The sequence below is a fragment of the Aeromicrobium sp. REDSEA-S32_B7 genome (assembly GCF_001626145.1).
In the GTDB taxonomy this organism is placed as follows: domain Bacteria; phylum Actinomycetota; class Actinomycetes; order Propionibacteriales; family Nocardioidaceae; genus Aeromicrobium; species Aeromicrobium erythreum.
In genome coordinates this window covers 14,667-32,758 of sequence record NZ_LUNF01000046.1, presented here as the reverse complement: position 1 = coordinate 32,758, position 18,092 = coordinate 14,667, and the positions used below count along the sequence as shown (strand labels likewise).

Below are 18,092 nucleotides of genomic sequence, written 5' to 3'. Positions count from 1 at the left end.
GCCCTCCCCGCCCTGCCGGCCCCCGACGACACCGACGCCGTCGTCGCCTGGGTCGCGGAGCACCTGGGCGACCTGACCTGGGAGGCTGCTGGTGACGTCCGTCCCGGCGGTCACCGCGGCGGACAGACGGCGGCCGACGTCGCGCTCGCCGGGCTCGACGTCACCGGCTACGCCCGCACCCGCTCGAACGTGCTGCCCGTCGAGCGTCAGGGGGCGAGTCGCGTCTCGCCGTACCTGACGCACGGGCTCCTCGACCTGCCGACCGTGTGGGACGCGGTGGCCGACGCGCCGTCGGGCGACCGGCGCAAGTATCGCGACGAGCTGCTGTGGCAGGAGTACGCGCGCCACGTGTACGCCAGGATCGGCCCCGCGACGCGCGAGCCACTGCGTCGCGAGCCTCCCCACCCCGACGTCGACCCCGACTGGGACGAGCGGATGGCGTGCATCCGCTGGGTGCAGGACCGGCTCGAGCAGGACGGCTGGCTCGTCAACCAGGTGCGCATGTGGTGGGCCTCCCACTGGACCGTCCGGCACGGGCGCGACTGGCGCGACGGCGAGGACCACTTCTACCGCCACCTTCTCGACGGCTCGCGGGCCGCGAACCGCCTGGGCTGGCAGTGGACGATCGGCGCCGGCACCGGGAAGCCGTACGGCTTCAGCCGGTGGCAGGTGGAGAAGCGCGCCCCGCAGCTGTGCCGGTCGTGCGCGCTCAGCGACGCGTGTCCGGTGCAGGAATGGCCCGATGCCGACCCTGGACCCACCGTCGAGCACGCGCCGGTCCGCATCGGGCACGCCGCCGGCGCCCCCGGACCGGGCCCCGACGCGCCCGTCGTCGAGGGCGACCCGTCGGCCGTGTGGCTGACACCGGAGTCGATGGGCGACGCCGACCCCGCACTCGAGGCGCACCCCGACGTCCCCGTCGTCTACGTGTTCGACGAGCCGAAGCTGGCCGAGCTGCGGTGGTCGGGCAAGCGGCTCGTGTTCCTCGCCGAGACCCTCGCCGACCTCGCGACCCGGCGCGAGGTCGAGGTACGTCGCGGCGTCGTCGGCGAGGAGCTCGTTGGTCGGTCCGTCGCCGTCACCTTCGCGCCCGTCCCGTGGTTCACGCGACGTTCGGCCGACGTCGACGTCGCCGCCCTGCACCCGTGGCGGTGGCTGGAGCGGCCGACGTCGCAGCGGCTCACGTCGTACAGCGCCTGGCGCAAGGGTGTGCGTCGCTGAGCGTGAACATCGACACGACGGGGCGGGACGCGACGAGGCACGGGAATCTCACGCAAGCACGGAAAGCAAGCCGCGCGCGGCTGAGGGAACCGTGCCTCGCCGGAGATTCCCAGGTCGACCTGGGAATCTCCGCTCAGGCGGGGGCGAGGCGGAGGAGGCGGCCGGAGCCGGCGTCCTCGAGCAGCCAGATGGAGCCGTCGGGCGCCTGCTCGACGGCGCGGACGCGCTGGCCCTCGACGATCTTCTCGTCGTCGCCGGCGGTCGTGCCGTCGAGATCGACGCGCACGAGCGACTCGCCCGACAGCGCACCGAGGAACGCGTCGCCCTTCCACTCCGGGAACAGGTCGCCGGTGTAGATGAGCAGGCTGCCGGGCGAGATCGACGGGGTCCACCCGGTGCGCGGCGCGACGAAGCCGTCGCCGTCCGCGTGGTCGGGGATCTCGCCGCCGCCGTAGTCGCTGCCGTTGGACGCCTCGGGCCAGCCGTAGTTGCCGCCCTTCTCGATGATGTTCAGCTCGTCGCCGCCCTCCGGGCCCATCTCGCTCGACCAGAGCGTGCCGTCGTCGGCGAACTCCAGGCCGAGCGGGTTGCGGTGGCCCCAGCTCCAGATCTGCGCCGACGCACCGCCCTCATCCGCCAGCGGGTTGCCGGGCGCCGGTTCGCCGTCGAGCGTGAGCCGGACGATCGTGCCGAGCGTGTTCGACGTGTCCTGGGCCGGCGTCTTCTGCTGGCGGTCGCCGGAGCTGATGAAGAGGTGCTCGCCGTCGGGGTCGAACGCGATGCGGTGCGAGAAGTGGCCGTTGCCCGACACCTTCGGCGTCTGGCGCCAGACGACCTCGAGGTCCTCGAGGGCCGCCGACCCGTCGCCGGTGGCCAGCCGCGCCCGACCGACCACGGCACCCGTGCCGCCGTCGCCCGCCTCCGCCCAGCTGAGGTAGACCCGCTGGTCGTCCTCGAAGCTGGGCGCGACGACCACGTCGCCGAGGCCTCCCTGCCCGGCTGCGACGACGTCGGGCACGCCCGACACCTCGGTGCGCTCGCCGGTCTCGGCGTCGCGCAGAGTGAGTGTGCCGGTGCGCTCGGTGACGAGCAGGTCGCCCGTCCCCGGCACGAAGGCCATCGCCCACGGCGTCTCGAAGCGGTCGACCTCCTCCACCTCGAAAGGCGGGTTGCCGCTCGCCGACGTCGCAGGGGTGGAGGCCGGCGAGGCCTCGTCCTGGCGGGGGTCGGGGTCCGTGGAGCAGCCCGCCACGAGGACGGCCGCGAGTCCGAGTCCGAGAAGCCTCATACGTCGAGTGTCACCGAGCACACCAAGGGCCGCAGCGTGAGCGCAGGGCGCGCGCGGATGCCGCGACCAGCGACCAGTGCCACCGTGGAGACATGAGCAGCGACCGACAGGACCGTCCCGCCACCCGCCACCGCCGACCCGACGGCGTCTCCGACGACACCGTCGAGGCGCTCGGCAAGCTCAGCGAGGCCCTCGAGGCCGTCGAGGAGGCGCGTGGCTCGCTCTACGCCTTCCACCGGTTGTCCGGGCATGCCGACCTGCAGGCCGGCGAGGCCGCCGACCTCCTGCGCGAGGCCGGTCATGGCGACCTCGCCGACCGCATCGAGACCGAGCTGGTCGGACGCAACGTCATCGAGGGGCGCTGGACCTTCCAGCTCGTCGAGGAGTACGACGAGGGCTACTACGCGACCTTCAAGGACCTCGAGCGCACCGCCCGCGACAGCCTGGTCGACGGCCGTCCGCACCTGTTCGAGGCGGAGATGAAGGAGGACCGGCGCACCCAGGGCCGACGCCACCACGAGGCCACGCCGGACTGAGCGGCTCGGCTCAGGCGCGCGTGCCGACGTAGATCGTCGCGGTCGACGTGCCCCCGGTGAGCGGGTTGTCGAACGTCACCACGTGGGCCTCGGCCGTCGCGAACGCCTGGCGCATCACGTCGACGAACGCGTCCTCCGGCGGCTCGTCGGACCAGAGCCCGAACACGCCGTCGTCGACGAGCATGCGTGCCGCGGCTCGCTGCCCCTCGACCGTGTAGAAGTCGCCGTGGTCGGTGCGCAGCAGCCAGTCGGGCGCGTGGTCGATGTCGACGAGCAGCACGTCGACCGGTCGATCCAGACGGCCCGTCCGCACGAGGTCGAAGAAGTCGTCGCGCACGAGGGTGGTGCGCGGGTCCGACGCGAGCCCGCGCGTGTCGTCGAACAGCTCGTCGCGGTGCCAGCGGATCACCGCGTCGAGCGCGTCGACGACCACCAGATCGACGACCCGGTCGTCGCGCAGCGCCTCGAAGGCGGTGTAGCCGAGGCCGAGGCCGCCGACCATGACCCGCAGCGACGAGCCCACGGCCGCGCGGAGCCCGAGCTCGGCCAGGGCCCGCTCGCTCACCGTGAACTGGCTCGACATGAGGTAGTCGTCGCCGAGCTTGACCTCGTGCACGTCGCACTGCGTCACGAGGTCGAACCGGCGTCGCAACACCACCAGGCCCCACGGGGTCTCGGCCCAGTCGAGCTCCTCGAACTTGGCCATCGTCGCCCCTTCGTCACGGCTCGGTCCCGGGCCGACGGTAGCCGCCGGTAAGGTCGGGTCGATGTCCTCCCCCACCGTGCTCGCCGAGGCCGCCCGCCGTCGCACCTTCGCCGTGATCTCCCACCCCGACGCCGGCAAGTCGACGCTCACCGAGGCGCTGGCCCTGCACGCACGCGTGATCTCCGAGGCCGGCGCCACGCACGGCAAGGCGGGCCGCCGCGCCACCGTCTCGGACTGGATGGAGATGGAGAAGGAGCGCGGCATCTCGATCTCGTCCACCGCGCTGCAGTTCGAGCATCGCGGGCACGTGGTCAACCTGGTCGACACCCCCGGCCACGCCGACTTCTCCGAGGACACCTACCGCGTGCTGAGCGCGGTCGACTTCGCCGTCATGCTGCTCGACGGTGCGAAGGGCCTGGAGCCGCAGACGCTGAAGCTGTTCGACGTCTGCCACCGCAGCGGCATCCCGGTGATCACCGTCGTCAACAAGTGGGACCGCCCGGGCCTCGACCCGCTCGAGCTGCTCGACCAGATCCAGCAGCGCATCGACATCCGGCCCACGCCGCTCACCTGGCCGATCGGCATCGCCGGCGACTTCCGCGGCGTGCTCGACCGTCGGCTCGGGCACGCGGTCGAGTACGAGCGCACGTCGGGCGGCGCGACCATCGCCGGTGAGACGGTGCACTCCCCCGACGACGCGGCGAGCGTCTTCGGCGACGCGTGGGGGGAGGCGGTCGGCGGGCACGAGCTGCTCGCCGCCGACGGCGCCGATCACGACCCCGAGGAGTTCCTCGCCGGACGCACCACGCCCGTTCTCTTCGCGGCGGCGGCGCTGAACTTCGGCGTCACGCAGCTGCTCGACGTGATGCTCGAGCTGGCGCCCGCACCGCGCCCCCGCCTCGACGCCCAGGGCGAGCCGCGCGCCGTCGACTCCCCCTTCAGCGCCTTCGTGTTCAAGATCCAGGCGGGCATGAACACCGCCCACCGCGACCACGTGGCCTTCGCCCGCATCTGCTCGGGCGTCTTCGAGCGCGGCGAGGTCGTGCAGCACACGCAGGGCGGGCGACCGTTCGCCACCAAGTACGCGCAGAACCTCTTCGGACGCGACCGCGAGACCACCGACCTCGCCTACCCCGGCGACGTGATCGGCCTGGTCAACGCCTCCCAGCTCGGCATCGGCGACACCCTCTACCTCGGGCCGAAGGTCGAGTACCCGCCGATCCCGCAGTTCGCGCCCGAGCACTTCGCGACGATCAGCGCCCGCGACACGTCGCGGTTCAAGCAGTTCCGGCGCGGCATCGAGCAGCTCGACCGCGAGGGCGTCGTGCAGGTGCTGCGCTCGACGCTGCGCGGCGACCAGTCGCCGGTGCTCGCCGCGGTCGGGCCGATGCAGTTCGAGGTGGTCACCGACCGGCTGCAGCGCGAGTTCAACGCCGAGACCCGCCTCGACTTCCTGCCCTACACGCTGGCTCGACGCATCCAGTCCGCCGACCGCGAGACGCTCGCCGGCATCAACGGCGTCGAGACGTTCGAGCGCAGCGACGGCACGGCGCTCGCGGTGTTCAGCGACCGCTGGCGCCTGCAGTTCGTCTCGCGCCAGCACCCCGACATCACGTTCGAGTCGCTGTCGGCCGACGTCGACGACCGCGCACCGCTGTCCTGAGGCTTCGCCCGACCGACGACCACCCGATCGCTCGGGGGCCCGGGCCGTCGGTCCCGAGCGCACCGCGAGGTTCCGAGGACCTTGGTCCCTGGGGAGCGGGACTGCCCGTCCGTAGCCTGGTGCACGACACGAGGCCGGGTGGGCGGTGTCTCGCGCCAGGGGTCGAGACAGCGCGCGGTCGGCGCGGATCCGAGACCGCGCCGACCGTCGCCCCGCTGGGCCGTCGCCCAGATCAGGCAGTCGCGTCAGGGACGCGACGCCGGGTTCAGGGTCGCTCGACCTCGCCGCGCCACGCGCCGGTCGGCTCGCCGCCGCGACGCTCGATGAACTCCTTGAACCGCTGGAGGTCACCACGGGTGCGTCGGTCGAGCAGGCCCGCCTTGTCGGCGACCTCCTCGACGAAGCCGTCGGGGTCGACGTCCATCTGCACCGTCACGCGTGTGGCGTGGTCCGAGAGCCGGTGGAACGTGACGACGCCGGCGTGCTCCGGCCCGCTGTCGGACGTCCACGCGACGCGCTCGTCGGGGTGCTGCTCGGTGACCGTCGCGTCGAACTCGCGCGTGACGGGTCCGACCTTGACCACCCAGTGCAGATGGGTGTCGTCGATCTGGTCGATGCGCTCGACGCCCTCCATGAAGGCCGGGAAGTCCTCGAACTGGGTCCACTGGTCGTACGCGGTGCGCACGTCGACGTCGACGTCGACGGACTCGGTGATCGTGCTCATGGGCTGTCCTCTCGCAGAAGGCTGTACCCATCAGTGCTACCCGTCCCGCGCGCCGTCGAAACGGCGCACGGGACGCGGATCAGCTCAAGATGCTGACGCCTCCCGGGCCGACGAGCAGCGCGACGACGATCAGCACCGCGCCCCAGAGGATGTCGCCGCGGATGATGCGCAGCACGCCGAAGATGCCGATCACGACGGCGGCGATCCACAGGATGGTGTCCCACATGATGGTGCTCCCTCCCGTCGGCCCCGGGTGGGCCGAACGTCCCGCCACCGTAGGACCGCGCCGCGCGGCTCGCACCTGGAGCGCGAGACGCTCCGCGCCGGCCGGGTGGGAGGATGACGGGATGCGCGCCATCGTCCTCGACGCCGTCCGCGCGGACCCCCAGGTCCGCGACGTCCCCGCCCCCACGGCACCGGCCGGCGGCGTCGTCGTGGAGGTCCGCGCGACCGGCCTGTGCCGCAGCGACTGGCACGCGTGGGCCGGGCACGAGGACCTCGTCTTCCCGCACGTCCCGGGGCACGAGCTGGCGGGAGTCGTCTCCGAGGTCGGCACCGGTGTCACCCGGTGGGCCGTGGGCGACCGCGTGACCACGCCGTTCGTGTGCGGCTGCGGCCGGTGCTCGTGGTGCCGTGGAGGCGACGCGCAGGTGTGCCCCGACCAGCAGCAGCCCGGGTTCACGCACTGGGGCTCGTTCGCGCAGCACGTCGCGCTCCACGCCGCCGACACCAACCTCGTGGCGGTGCCCGACGACGTCGAGCTGGCCACCGCCGCGGCACTCGGCTGCCGGTTCGCGACCGCCTACCGCGCGCTGGTGGCACGGGCCCGCGTGGCGGCCGACGAGTGGGTCGTCGTGGTCGGGGCCGGCGGCGTCGGACTGAGCGCCGTGATGATCGCCCGGGCCCTCGGGGCGCGGGTGGTGGCCGTCGACCGCACGACCGCGGCGCTCGACGTCGCGCGTCGACTCGGCGCCGACCACACCCTGCTCGCCGGTGACGACGTCGAGGCCGCGGTCGCGGACATCACCGGCGGAGGCGCCCACGTGTCCGTCGACGCCGTCGGCAGCGAGGCGACCAGCGCGACGGCCCTCCTGAGCCTGCGCCGGCGTGGCCGTCTCGTGCAGGTCGGCCTGCTGCCCGGCGTCGAGGGGCACCCGCGGGTGCCGATGGAGCGCGCGATCGCGTGGGAGCTCGACCTGCTGGGCAGCCACGGCATGGCCGCCAGCGACTACCCGGAGATGATGGCGCTCGTCGCCGAGGGGCGGCTGCGTCCGGACCTGCTGCTCGAGCGCACCGTCGACCTCGACACGGCCGCCGCGCTGCTGCCGACGTTCGACACCGCGACCGTCGCGGGCCTGACGATCATCGACCCCTGGCGCTGACTCAGCCGCTACCGGCGCTCCCACAGGAGCTGCGAGCCGGCCTCGGCGCCGACGTCGTGGACGCGCTGCAGGTTGCGCCCGCCCCGCTCGAACGTGGCGTGCACCGCTGAGGGCACCTCCGGCCACGGCACGGGGTCGTCCAGCCAACGGCAGTCGCGGACGTGCTGGAGGTCGAGCGTCGCCGCATCGGCCGACGGGTCGAAGTGCCAGTCGCCGGTCACCCGACCGAGCCACAGCTCGCCCGCGACGTCGCGGGTCCAGGCGAACGCGCCCCGCTCCACCGCCGCGAACCGACCGAGGCGCGCGGCCGTGCGGTCGCCGTGACGTCGTGCCACCTGCGCGACCGCGTCGTCGAGGTCCGCCGGCAGCTCTGGCAGCCGGCCGCCGACCCCGACGAGACCACGCCGCAGCGCGTGCGCGACGGCTGCGGCGTGGTCGACGTCGTCGTCACGCGAGCGCAGCGGCGCCCGCAGGACGACGACCATCGTGGGTCGGTTCCGTCAGCCGAGCACCGAGGAGGCGTCGACGTCGCCGTCGGCCGACTCGATGGCCTCGGCCAGGGCGGTCACGTGCGCGTCCTCGAGGCTCACGTCGGCCTCGTCGAGGCCCTTGCGCAGCTCGGTCTCGACGGTCCCCTCGGGAGCACCGTCCTGGTAGGCGCCGACGCGGTCGACGACGTTCTGGATCGCTTCGAGCTTCTCGGGAGTCAGATCAGTCATGACCGTGACGCTACGCAAGACCGGCCGATCCGCATCCCGATCAGTCGCGCCGGCGCCGAGGAGCCTCGCGCCTAGCGGACGCTGCAGTCGACCGACCCGGCGCGCTGCGCGGACGCGACGGTCCTGCCGTCGCGGCGGATCTCGCACGAGATCACCGTGGTCGGCGTCGCGGCTCGCGCGTCGATCCCGACGACCGACGCCCTCGAGGAGAACGTGATCGAGTCTCCCCTGTCCCACCTCCTGCGCTCCTGGTCGGCGTCCTTCCTGACGACCACGTCGACCGGTTCGGGCGAGTCGACCGTGAGCGTGTACGACGCGGACGTGCCCAGGGCGTCGGCTACCAACACGACGGCGACGGTGGCGACCGGGCTGAGGATCGACAGCGCGGACAGCACGACGGCGGCCACCCGGCTGGGTCGAGCGGCGGCTGCTGTCTCCCTGACCGCGAGCGCTAGCGCCACCAGGCCGAGCGCCACGGGGACGAGCAGCACGTTGAGACGTGACCACGACGAGAGCAGCCCGGCCACGAGGAAGACGAGACCGGCGACCGACAACGCCACGCTCGCCAGGCGCTGCCGTGACGCGGTGGGCGTCTGAGCGTCGGACATCGGCTTCTCCCTTCGAGGCGCGTCGAGCCTACGGCACTCGCCCGACCCGCCCCCGCGACGCCGCGCGCCCCGGGGTGGCAGAATCCTGCCACCCCGGTGGGCCCGGACCCTGGCGCAACCTGTTGGATGGGTCCACCCCCTCGACCGACGACCGGAAAGCACGTATGAGCCGCATCATCCGCAGGACCTTCGTCGCCGCCCCCGCCGACCTCGTGTGGGAGCTCCTCCAGGACTTCGCCCAGTGGCATCCGCGGCTGAGCATCTACTCCGGGGGCCCCGAGGCCGACGCCGACATCGTCGTCAGCGTGCAGAGCCAGGACGACGAGACCCGCACCCTCACCTACACGATGCCCGAGCCGCCGTTCCCCATCACCAACGACCGCGCGAGCGTGCAGGTGCAGGCGTTCTCCGACACCACGTGCCACGTCGAGTGGTCGGCGGAGTTCGAGTCCGACCCCGGCATCATCCACCTGCTCGAGGACCAGCTCGGCGACGACGTCTTCAAGCTCGCCCTCGACCGGCTCGCCACGGCCGCCCATGAGCGCCAGGCGGCCGACGTCGCCGCAGCGGCGAGCGCGTCGGCCTGACCGTCAGCCGACGTCGAGGTCGAGCAGGACGCGGGCGGTCGACGTCAGCGCCCCGCCGGCCTCGCCACGCTCGACGGCGGTGAGGTACCCGCGTCGTCGGGCCTCGGCGACCCGGTTCGTCCACGTTCCGGGGCTGCCGCCGTGCCGCTCCGCCATGCGCTTGGCCGGCGCCCGCTCGCCCCGCTCGACGAGCCGCGTGTACTCCAGCGCCACGGCGGCCATCGCGAGGTCGTCGCGGCCGAGTCGGCCCGACCGCTCCTCCAGCAGCCGGCCGACGGTCGTCCGCGGCTCGCTGCCCGGATCGACGCTGCGGGTCGCGAGCCGTCGAGCCTCGGAGACGACCGCCCCGAGCGGGAGGTCCCGCACGTCGGCGCCCTTGAACGACCGGTCCCCCGCGCCGCGCCGGACGACGAGCTCGCGCATCGCCCACTGCCGGTGGCTCCCCTCGCGGTGAAGCCGCACCCCCACCGACCAGTCCTGCGCCACTCGCATCGCCACGAGACGCTCACCGTCGTCCGTGACACCCACGGCGTGGTCGCGCGTGACCTCGTCCAGCAGCGCACCGAGCTCGTCCATCGGGACCCCTCCGTCGAGTTGAGTGGTAGTGCGTCCACGCTAGCACTGGAGGGGAGTTTTTCGTTGCTGTGCTGGCTGCGGGGGGGGTCTTGTCCTGCTGGTGCGCGGCCTGCCATGGTCGTGACCTTGCTGGTGCGCTGCCGCAGGCGGACTGGGATTGCTCGTGCGCTGCCGCAGCTCACGCTGGGAGTGGTCTCCGAAAGGGCCTCGACCGGCAGGGGGGCCCGGGGGTGGCTTCGGGTCTCGGGGTCTGGCCTGAGCTCGCCTTTGGATCCATGATTCTTCGTTTCTGCGTTTTCGGGCCGAGATTCTGCGTTTGCGCGTCCTATCGGTGGATCTGCAACCGCAGGAGCGCTCTTGCGGTTGAGAATCCACCGATGGCGGGCGTCGCGCGGGAAGGATTCTTCCTTCGCGTGGAACGGTCCACACCAAGGAAGAATCGTTCGTCACCCCAACGCAAAGTGCACTCAAGACTCTTCATTCACGCGTGCGAGGCCGAACGCTTCTGCGTTCACTACGGGATCCCGTCGCCAACGCAGAATCTTGCGCCCCACCCCAGCACCAACCCACAGCCCGAGACCCCAGACCAGCGCCGCCGCCAGCCGCCCGGTCGAGGCCCTTTCGAAGACCATCCCCAGCGAAGGCCGAGGCAGCGCAGCAGCACGGCGAGACCCCCTATGGCAGCGCACCAGCGAGGTGCGACCCCCCGCGTCAGCGCAGCGGCAAGCACAGACCCCCTGCGGCGGCGCAGCGGCAAGGTCACCACGTCACCCCGAATGGCTGTCCCACTTCTCGAAGCCGAGGACGATGAGGCGCATCTCGCGGCGGGCTTTGCGCTTGATCTCCTCCTCCAGGTCGGGGCGGCCGTCGGGCATCTGCACGACCTGCTCCGCGCGGTAGACCATGTTGCGGACGAAGAGGCCCGAGGCGAGCTTGACGTCCTCGGCCGACCACGTGTCGAGGTGCGGGAGGCGGGCGAGGACGACGGCGAGCTCGGAGATGAACAGCTCGAGCTCGCGCTGGATGGCCTGGCGGACGGCCTCGGAGCCGCTGTTGCGCTCGCGGGCGACGAAGCCGAAGTGGGCCTTGTTCTGCTTGACGACGCGGACGAGGATCTCGGCGGAGGCGTCGATGATGTCGGCGAAGGTCTCGGGGTCGCGCTGCGCGTCGCGGATCATCGCGCGCAGCGTGCCGAATGACTGCTCGACGAGCGCCAGCCCGAGCTCGTCCATCGCGGCGAAGTGGCGGTAGAAGGCGGTGGGCACGACACCGGCCTGCCGTGCGACCTGGCGCAGGCTGGTCTGGGCGAAGCCCTGGGTCTGGCTGAGCTCGAGGGCGGCCGCGAGGATCGCCTCGCGCGTCCGCTCCTTCTGAGCCTGACGCGACGTGTCGGCCCGCGCAGCGGACGGCGACGGACTTCCGGACACGTGGGGAGTCTAGTGGCCCTCGACCCCACCCCACTCGGTGAACACGTGTTCGCGTGCCGGACGTCACGACCGGCGCGTCTTGCCGCGGCCTGCTTCATCGCGCCACACTTTGAGTGTACGCTCGTGCACTGAACTACTCGCCGACCGAAGGAGACACGCGATGGGCCTCGTCCGCACCGCACTCTCGTCGCGGGCCGTCGCGTCCCTGACCTCGCCGCACTCGGTCGACCACTACCTCGACCAGCTGCACCCGATGCTCACGGTCGACGCCGTCCGCGCCCGGGTCGTCGAGGTACGACGCGAGACCGGCGCCGCCAGCACGGTCGTCCTGCGGCCCAATGGCGCGTGGAAGGGCTTCGTCCCCGGCCAGCACGTCCAGTTCGGCATCGAGGTCGACGGCACCCGCAAGGTGCGCGTGTTCTCGGTGTCCAGCTCCCGCGCCCTGCGCGACGGCACCTTCAGCGTGTCGGTCAAGGCCCACCCCGACGGCTACGTCTCCCAGTTCCTGCACCGCGAGCTCCAGCCCCGCACGATCGTCTACCTCTCCCAGGCCGAGGGCGAGTTCGTGCTGCCGGACGAGGTGCCCGACGACCTCGTGCTGCTGAGCGGGGGCTCCGGCATCACGCCGGTCATGTCGATGGCGCGCACGCTGCGCGATCGCGGCCACCGCGGACGCGTCACGTTCCTGCACTACGCCCGCTCCCGCGACGACGAGATGTTCACGCCCGAGCTCGACCGGCTCGCCGAGGAGCTGCCGGGCGCCGTCGTGCACCGCGTCTACACGCGCGAGCCCGAGGCGGGCGCCGCGCTCGAGGGTCGGTTCACCGCCGACCACCTCGACCACCTCGACGTCGACCCGACGTCGTCGCCCACCTGGTGCTGCGGCCCAGCCGGCCTGATCGCCGCGGTCCGCGACGTCTACGCCGAGCGTGGTGCGACCGAGCAGCTCCACACCGAGTACTTCAAGGTGCCCTCCGTCGACCTCACGGCCGCCGACGCCACGGGCACCCTCAGCTTCGACGCCTCGGGCACGACCGCCGAGAACTCCGGCGCCACCATCCTCGAGCAGGCCGAGGCCGCCGGCCTGGCGCCCGAGTACGGCTGCCGGATGGGCGTTTGCAACACCTGCGCCGTCAAGAAGCTCAGCGGCGCCGTCCGCCACGTCGTCACCGGCGAGGTCGGCGCCAACACCGACGAGACCATCAAGGTCTGCGTCCAGGTCCCTGTCGGCGACGTCAGCGTCGCACTCTAGGAAGAGGGAGTTCCATGTCTCGCAAGCGCACCCCCATCGCGCCCTACAGCGCGTCGAACCACAACGAGGCGCCCGCACCGCTCGTGGGCACCGACCGCACCAAGCAGTCGACCATCGGGCTCGAGTACATGAGCTACGAGGAGCTCGAGCGCTTCGGCGAGGAGCTCGACGGCATCCGCCAGAAGACGCTCGACTCGCTCGGGCAGGCCGACGCCGACTACATCCGCCGCGTCATCCGGGTGCAGCAGGTGTGCGAGGTGCTGGGCCGCATCGGCATCCTCACGCCGTTCTTCTGGCCGACGTTCGTCGCCGGCATCGTGCTCCTCGGCCTCTCCAAGATCCTCGAGAACATGGAGATCGGCCACAACGTCATGCACGGCCAGTACGACTGGATGAACGACCCGCTGGTCGACGGCAAGCGCTACGAGTGGGACAACGTGGCTCCCGCGGAGGACTGGAAGCACGGCCACAACTACATCCACCACACGTACACGAACATCCACGGCAAGGACCGCGACATCGGCTACGGCCTGCTGCGGATCGACGACGACCAGCCCTGGTACCCGAACCACCGGTTCAACCTGCCGCTCGCGTTCGCGCTGATGCTGTTCTTCGAGTGGGGCGTGATGTACCACGGCCTTGAGCTCGACGAGTACCTCGGCGGCAAGATGAGCAAGAAGGAGTTCCGCGACCGCAAGAGCCGCGCGGCCCGCAAGGCCCGCCGCCAGGTCGTGAAGGACTACGTCGCCTACCCCGCCATCGCGCTCGCCCTCGTGCCGTTCGTCGGCTGGTGGGCTCCGCTGGCCGTCATGGGCGCGAACTTCGCCGCCAACCTGATCCGCAACATCTGGACCTTCCTCATCATCTTCTGCGGCCACTTCCCGGCCGAGGTGCAGACGTTCGCCGAGGAGGACGCCGAGAACGAGTCGCGCGGCCAGTGGTACCTGCGTCAGCTGCTCGGGTCGGCGAACATCAGCGGCAGCCGCACCTTCCACGTGCTCAGCGGCAACCTGAGCCACCAGATCGAGCACCACCTGTTCCCGGACATCCCGGCCCGGCGCTACCCCGAGGTCGCGCAGGAGATCCGCGCGATCTGCGAGCGCCACGGCCTGCAGTACAACAGCGGCCGACTGAGCAAGCAGCTCGCGAGCGTCGCCCGTCAGCTCGCGTCGTACGCCCGCAAGCCCGACGACCCGTACAAGCAGGGCAAGAGCCCGGAGTCCAAGGCGCTGCGTCGCGCCAAGCGCGAGGCTGCCGCCGCGGCCCAGGCCGAGCGCGAGAACGTCGCCGCCTGACGCGACCCTGCCCCAGCACGACCCCGCCGACGCTCCGGTCCAGCCCCGGGGCGTCGGCGTGCACGCACCAGGTGGTGCGCCACAATGGTGGCTGCCGACCGACCGCACGACCCCCGAGGAGACGGCCATGGCGCTGAGCCGCCGAGAGATCGCCAAGGACGCCGTCCAGCAGGGCGTGGAGGCTGCGATCACGACCGGCGGTCGGATCAGCGCGATCCTCTTCGACACCGCCCGCCGGGTCACGACGGAGCTGGGTGCGTTCGGCACGGAGCTGTTCGAGATCACCGAGGCCAGCAAGCGCGCCGGCGAGGACCCCGACCCCACCGATCGCGTCACACCGACCCATCCGCAGGACCGGTGAGGGCGAATCCCTCACATGACCACCTCTTCGACGTCCGCGACCGGCAACCGGCCCCGGGTCGCCGTCATCGGGTCCGGCGTCTCCGGCCTCACCGCCGCCTACGTGCTGCGCACGACCCACGACGTCACGCTCTTCGAGGCCGACGACCGCATCGGCGGCCACGCCCACACCCACGACGTCGAGGCTGACGGGACGACGCACCACGTCGACAGCGGCTTCATCGTGCACAACGACCGGACCTACCCGTTGCTGCGTCGGCTGTTCGCCGAGCTCGACGTCGCCGTGCACCCGACCGAGATGTCGATGAGCATCCACTGCGACGGCTGCGGCCTCGAGTACGCGGGCGGTCGCAAGCTGCCCGGCCTGTTCGCGCAGCGTCGCCGCATCGTCGACCCGACCTACCTGCGCCTGCTCACGTCGGTGAAGCGCTTCCAGCGCGCCGCCCTGGCGCTGCTGGACAGCGAGCCCGACGACGCCGAGCCGCAGACGTACGGCGACTTCCTGCGCCTGCACGGCTTCTCCGACCACTTCGTCGCGCACTACGCGATCCCGGTCGTGGCCTGCGTCTGGTCGTCCGGCCAGGACACCGCGCTGCAGTACCCCGCCCGCTACCTGTTCGCCTTCCTGCGCCACCACGGCTTCCTGTCCGTCACGGGCTCGCCGCAGTGGTTCACGGTGCAGGGCGGCTCGAACGCCTACACCCGCAAGGTGGTCGACGCGATCGGCGACGTCCGCGCCTCGACGGCGGTCCGCGCCGTCTCCCGCAAGCCCGACGGCGTCGTCGTGCTCGACGCGTCCGGCCAGGAGCACGTCGTCGACTCGGTCGTGATCGCCACGCACGCCGACGACGCCCTCGCCCTGCTCACCGACGCCACCGACGCCGAGCGTCGCGTGCTGGGCGCGTTCGAGTACTCGCGGAACGAGACGGTCCTGCACCAGGACGCCAGCGTGCTGCCCGACGCCGAGGGCGCCCGGGCGTCATGGAACTACCGCATGGACTCCTGCGAGGGCCGCGGCGAGGCCACCGACGTGACCTACTGGATGAACCTCCTGCAGGGCATCGAGAGCAGTCGTCCGTACCTCGTGAGCCTGAACTCCACCGACCGTGTCGACCCGACGACGGTGATCGCCACGATGCAGTACACGCACCCGGTCTACACGCCGGCGTCCGTCGCGGCCCAGCGCGAGCTGCCCGGGCTGTCCGACGGCCGCACCGCGTTCGCCGGTGCGTACCACGGCTGGGGGTTCCACGAGGACGGCTGCCGCTCCGGCGTCGAGGCCGCCCGTTCCCTCGGAGCGACCTGGTGACCACCGCCGACGTCGAGCGTGACGTCGCGGACGAGGAGGAGCAGCGACGGCTGCCCGTCCTGCCCGCGCTCGTGGTCGGCGACGTCGCCCACACCCGACGCGTGCCGCTGAAGCACCGCTTCCGCTACCGCGTCTACCAGTGGCTCGTCGACGTCGACGACCCGCCGCGGATGCCGCGCTGGCTGCGACCGTTCTCGACCTTCCGCGCCGCCGACCACATCGGCGACCCCGACCGCTCGCTGCGCGAGAACATCGAGACGTTCTGCCGGGCGCAGGGCCTCGACGTCACCGGTCGCCGGATCGTCATGCTCGCGAACGCCCGCACGCTGGGTCACGTGTTCGACCCGCTCTCGGTCTTCTGGATCCTCGACGGCGAGCGCACCGAGGCGATCGTCGCGGAGGTGCACAACACCTACGGCGAGCGGCACGCGTACCTGCTGCAGCCCGACGAGAAGGGCCGTACGTCCACGGAGAAGGCGTTCTACGTCTCGCCGTTCTTCACGGTGGCCGGACGCTACGACCTGCAGTTCCGGCTGCAGCCCGATGCCGTCGCGAGCACCGTGGTGCTGCGCCAGTCGCCCTCCGACGAGGGCTCCCCCGCCTCCCGTCCCGACGAGGCCGTCTTCACCGCGACGTTCCGCGGCCGGCCGCTGCCCGCCACGCGACGTCGGCTGGTGCGGCTGCTCGTGACGATGCCCCTCATGACCCATCGGACCAGCCTGCTGATCCGAATCCACGGTGTGTGGCTCTGGCTGCGCCGACTCCCGGTCGTCCCACGACCGCTCCACGAACCTCAGGAAGGCACGACCCGATGACCGACGTACTCGCCACCCGCTGGCCCGGCATCGCGCAGACCCCGCGCACTCCCCTCAAGGCACGCGCCGCGAGGGCGATCCTGCGCCCCGCCGTCTCGCGCACGCCCGTGCGCCTGACGTTCCCCGACGGCACCGTGTGGGGGGCCGGCGAGCCCGGCGCCCCCGAGATGCAGGTGCGCCGCCCGGCCGCCTTCTTCAGCCGGCTCGGCCACGACACCAAGATCGGCTTCGGCGAGGCCTACATGGCCGGCGACTGGACCACCGGTCCCGGCACCGACCTGGCCGACCTGCTCACGCCGTTCGCGGAGCGGCTGACGACGATCGTGCCCCCGTCGCTGCAGAAGCTGCGCGGCCTCGTCGACCGCCAGCTCCCCCAGCACGAGCGCAACACCAAGGAGGGGTCGCGCTCGAACATCGAGCGGCACTACGACCTCTCCAACGACCTCTTCGAGCGCTTCCTCGACCCGACGATGACGTACTCGTCCGCCTGGTTCGCGTCACCCGAGGAGTCGCTCGAGCAGGCGCAGCACCGCAAGCTCGACGGCATCCTCGACCAGGCGGGCGTCACCGAGGGCACCCGCGTGCTCGAGATCGGCAGCGGCTGGGGCTCGCTCGCGATCCGCGCCGCGCAGCGTGGCGCGCAGGTCGTCACGATCACCATCTCCTCGGAGCAGGCCGCCCTCGCCCAGGAGCGGTTCGAGGCCGCCGGCGTCGCCGACCGCATCGAGCTGCGCCTGCAGGACTACCGCGACGTCACCGGCGAGTTCGACGCCGTCGTGAGCTGCGAGATGATCGAGGCCGTCGGCGAGGAGTACTGGCCGACGTACTTCGCCAAGATCGACGAGGTGCTCGCTCCCGGCGGCCGCGTGTCGATCCAGGCGATCACGATGGCGCACCACCGCTACCTCGCGACGCGCAACTCCTACGGCTGGATCCAGAAGTACATCTTCCCGGGCGGCCTGATCCCGTCGCTCGAGGCGATCGACGAGAACCTCGCCGCGCACACGCACGGGCTCGCGGTGACCGACCGACGCAGCCTCGGGCAGGACTACGCCCAGACGCTGCGCCTGTGGCGCGAGCGCTTCGAGGCGAACTGGGAGGAGATCGCCACCTTCGGCTTCGACGAGACCTTCCGTCGGCTCTGGGAGTTCTACCTCGCCTACTGCGAGGCCGGCTTCGGCGTGGGCTACATCGACGTGTTCCAGCTGCGCATGGAGCGCCCTGCCTGACGGTGGACCCGAGCGGTGGCCACTGGTGCCCGTGTGACGGATGCGACCCATCCGTAGACGGCGTGGCGTCGAACTCCCAGTGACGGAAGCGTCCGTCACGTCGAACAGGAGGGGCCATGGCGAGCACCAGCCGACTCCCGGACCCGATCCAGGAGTCCTACGAGTGGCAGCACCGCGGAGCGTGTCGCGGTGTGGATCCGGAGACGTTCTTCTCCCCCGAGACAGAGCGTGGTCCGCGTCGACGCAGCCGCGAGGCGGTCGCGAAGGCGCTCTGCGCCCGCTGCCCGGTGGTGGCCGAGTGCCTCGACCACGCCCTCACGGTGCGTGAGCCGTTCGGCGTGTGGGGCGGGCTCAACCAGACCGAGCGCGAGCACCTGCTGCGCGACGCGGGGTGA

Annotated in this window: 21 protein-coding genes; 12 read left to right on the top strand and 9 right to left on the bottom strand. The window is 71.8% G+C overall.

Annotation, left to right across the window (positions count from 1 at the left end):
* A partial coding sequence (locus tag A6Q79_RS03300; protein ID WP_317696258.1) for an FAD-binding domain-containing protein occupies positions 1-1,221 on the top strand: 1,221 nt, incomplete at its 5' end.
* A gap of 133 nt (positions 1,222-1,354) precedes the next feature.
* Here A6Q79_RS03300 and A6Q79_RS03295 read toward each other — a convergent pair.
* Positions 1,355-2,509 (bottom strand): PQQ-dependent sugar dehydrogenase, encoded by a 1,155-nt coding sequence (locus A6Q79_RS03295; protein ID WP_289017243.1) that lies wholly within the window; start codon positions 2,507-2,509, stop codon positions 1,355-1,357.
* Positions 2,510-2,601: 92 nt separating this feature from the next.
* Here A6Q79_RS03295 and A6Q79_RS03290 point away from each other — a divergent pair, with 92 nt between their 5' ends.
* Positions 2,602-3,045: a hypothetical protein gene (locus A6Q79_RS03290; RefSeq protein ID WP_253023192.1), complete on the top strand. Its 444-nt coding sequence runs from the start codon at positions 2,602-2,604 to the stop codon at positions 3,043-3,045.
* 10 nt (positions 3,046-3,055) lie between these two features.
* On the opposite strand, the gene A6Q79_RS03285 is transcribed toward A6Q79_RS03290, so the two are convergent.
* Positions 3,056-3,751, bottom strand: a complete 696-nt coding sequence (locus tag A6Q79_RS03285; RefSeq protein ID WP_286689405.1) for a spermidine synthase — start codon at positions 3,749-3,751, stop codon at positions 3,056-3,058.
* Between the two features lie 61 nt (positions 3,752-3,812).
* On the opposite strand from A6Q79_RS03285, the gene A6Q79_RS03280 reads away from it, so the two are divergent.
* Positions 3,813-5,414, top strand: a complete 1,602-nt coding sequence (locus tag A6Q79_RS03280) for a peptide chain release factor 3 (protein ID WP_286689406.1) — start codon at positions 3,813-3,815, stop codon at positions 5,412-5,414.
* A 265-nt stretch (positions 5,415-5,679) separates the two neighbouring features.
* Here the strand turns inward: A6Q79_RS03280 and A6Q79_RS03275 are convergent, their stop codons facing one another.
* Positions 5,680-6,138, bottom strand: coding sequence for an SRPBCC family protein (locus A6Q79_RS03275; protein ID WP_067858476.1), 459 nt, complete (start codon positions 6,136-6,138; stop codon positions 5,680-5,682).
* Between the two features lie 79 nt (positions 6,139-6,217).
* A complete protein-coding gene (locus A6Q79_RS03270; RefSeq protein ID WP_169795972.1) occupies positions 6,218-6,364 on the bottom strand; it encodes a GPGG-motif small membrane protein in 147 nt (48 codons plus the stop codon).
* Between the two features lie 121 nt (positions 6,365-6,485).
* On the opposite strand from A6Q79_RS03270, the gene A6Q79_RS03265 reads away from it, so the two are divergent.
* Positions 6,486-7,520 (top strand): zinc-binding dehydrogenase, encoded by a 1,035-nt coding sequence (locus A6Q79_RS03265; RefSeq protein WP_286689407.1) that lies wholly within the window; start codon positions 6,486-6,488, stop codon positions 7,518-7,520.
* Positions 7,521-7,528: 8 nt separating this feature from the next.
* Here the strand turns inward: A6Q79_RS03265 and A6Q79_RS03260 are convergent, their stop codons facing one another.
* From A6Q79_RS03260 to A6Q79_RS03250, 3 genes are all read right to left on the bottom strand, one after another.
* A complete protein-coding gene (locus A6Q79_RS03260; RefSeq protein ID WP_286689408.1) occupies positions 7,529-8,005 on the bottom strand; it encodes a GAF domain-containing protein in 477 nt (158 codons plus the stop codon).
* A gap of 15 nt (positions 8,006-8,020) precedes the next feature.
* On the bottom strand, positions 8,021-8,239 hold the full coding sequence (locus A6Q79_RS03255; protein WP_067858483.1) for a hypothetical protein: 219 nt from the start codon (positions 8,237-8,239) through the stop codon (positions 8,021-8,023).
* A 71-nt stretch (positions 8,240-8,310) separates the two neighbouring features.
* Positions 8,311-8,847, bottom strand: a complete 537-nt coding sequence (locus A6Q79_RS03250; protein WP_286689409.1) for a hypothetical protein — start codon at positions 8,845-8,847, stop codon at positions 8,311-8,313.
* 164 nt (positions 8,848-9,011) lie between these two features.
* Between A6Q79_RS03250 and A6Q79_RS03245 the strand changes: the two genes are divergently transcribed.
* The gene (locus tag A6Q79_RS03245) at positions 9,012-9,434 is read left to right on the top strand and encodes an SRPBCC family protein (RefSeq protein ID WP_067858489.1); all 423 of its coding nucleotides are present in this window, start codon (positions 9,012-9,014) and stop codon (positions 9,432-9,434) included.
* 3 nt (positions 9,435-9,437) lie between these two features.
* Here A6Q79_RS03245 and A6Q79_RS03240 read toward each other — a convergent pair whose 3' ends face one another.
* Entirely contained in the window at positions 9,438-10,010 is a 573-nt protein-coding gene (locus A6Q79_RS03240; RefSeq protein ID WP_286689410.1) for a hypothetical protein, read from the bottom strand.
* 767 nt (positions 10,011-10,777) lie between these two features.
* Positions 10,778-11,437, bottom strand: coding sequence for a TetR family transcriptional regulator (locus tag A6Q79_RS03235; protein WP_067858495.1), 660 nt, complete (start codon positions 11,435-11,437; stop codon positions 10,778-10,780).
* Between the two features lie 160 nt (positions 11,438-11,597).
* Between A6Q79_RS03235 and A6Q79_RS03230 the strand changes: the two genes are divergently transcribed.
* From A6Q79_RS03230 to A6Q79_RS03200, 7 genes are all read left to right on the top strand, one after another.
* Positions 11,598-12,689, top strand: coding sequence for a ferredoxin reductase (locus A6Q79_RS03230; RefSeq protein ID WP_067858497.1), 1,092 nt, complete (start codon positions 11,598-11,600; stop codon positions 12,687-12,689).
* Positions 12,690-12,703: 14 nt separating this feature from the next.
* Complete coding sequence (locus A6Q79_RS03225; protein ID WP_286689411.1) at positions 12,704-13,984, top strand: acyl-CoA desaturase; 1,281 nt, start codon at positions 12,704-12,706, stop codon at positions 13,982-13,984.
* Between the two features lie 127 nt (positions 13,985-14,111).
* Complete coding sequence (locus A6Q79_RS03220; protein WP_253023168.1) at positions 14,112-14,345, top strand: hypothetical protein; 234 nt, start codon at positions 14,112-14,114, stop codon at positions 14,343-14,345.
* 15 nt (positions 14,346-14,360) lie between these two features.
* Positions 14,361-15,653, top strand: coding sequence for an NAD(P)/FAD-dependent oxidoreductase (locus tag A6Q79_RS03215; RefSeq protein WP_067858503.1), 1,293 nt, complete (start codon positions 14,361-14,363; stop codon positions 15,651-15,653).
* Entirely contained in the window at positions 15,650-16,468 is an 819-nt protein-coding gene (locus tag A6Q79_RS03210) for a DUF1365 domain-containing protein (protein ID WP_317696232.1), read from the top strand. Before A6Q79_RS03215 ends, A6Q79_RS03210 begins: the two co-directional genes overlap by 4 nt.
* Positions 16,465-17,697, top strand: a complete 1,233-nt coding sequence (locus tag A6Q79_RS03205; RefSeq protein ID WP_286689413.1) for a cyclopropane-fatty-acyl-phospholipid synthase family protein — start codon at positions 16,465-16,467, stop codon at positions 17,695-17,697. Before A6Q79_RS03210 ends, A6Q79_RS03205 begins: the two co-directional genes overlap by 4 nt.
* Positions 17,698-17,813: 116 nt before the next feature.
* A complete protein-coding gene (locus A6Q79_RS03200; protein WP_067858509.1) occupies positions 17,814-18,092 on the top strand; it encodes a WhiB family transcriptional regulator in 279 nt (92 codons plus the stop codon).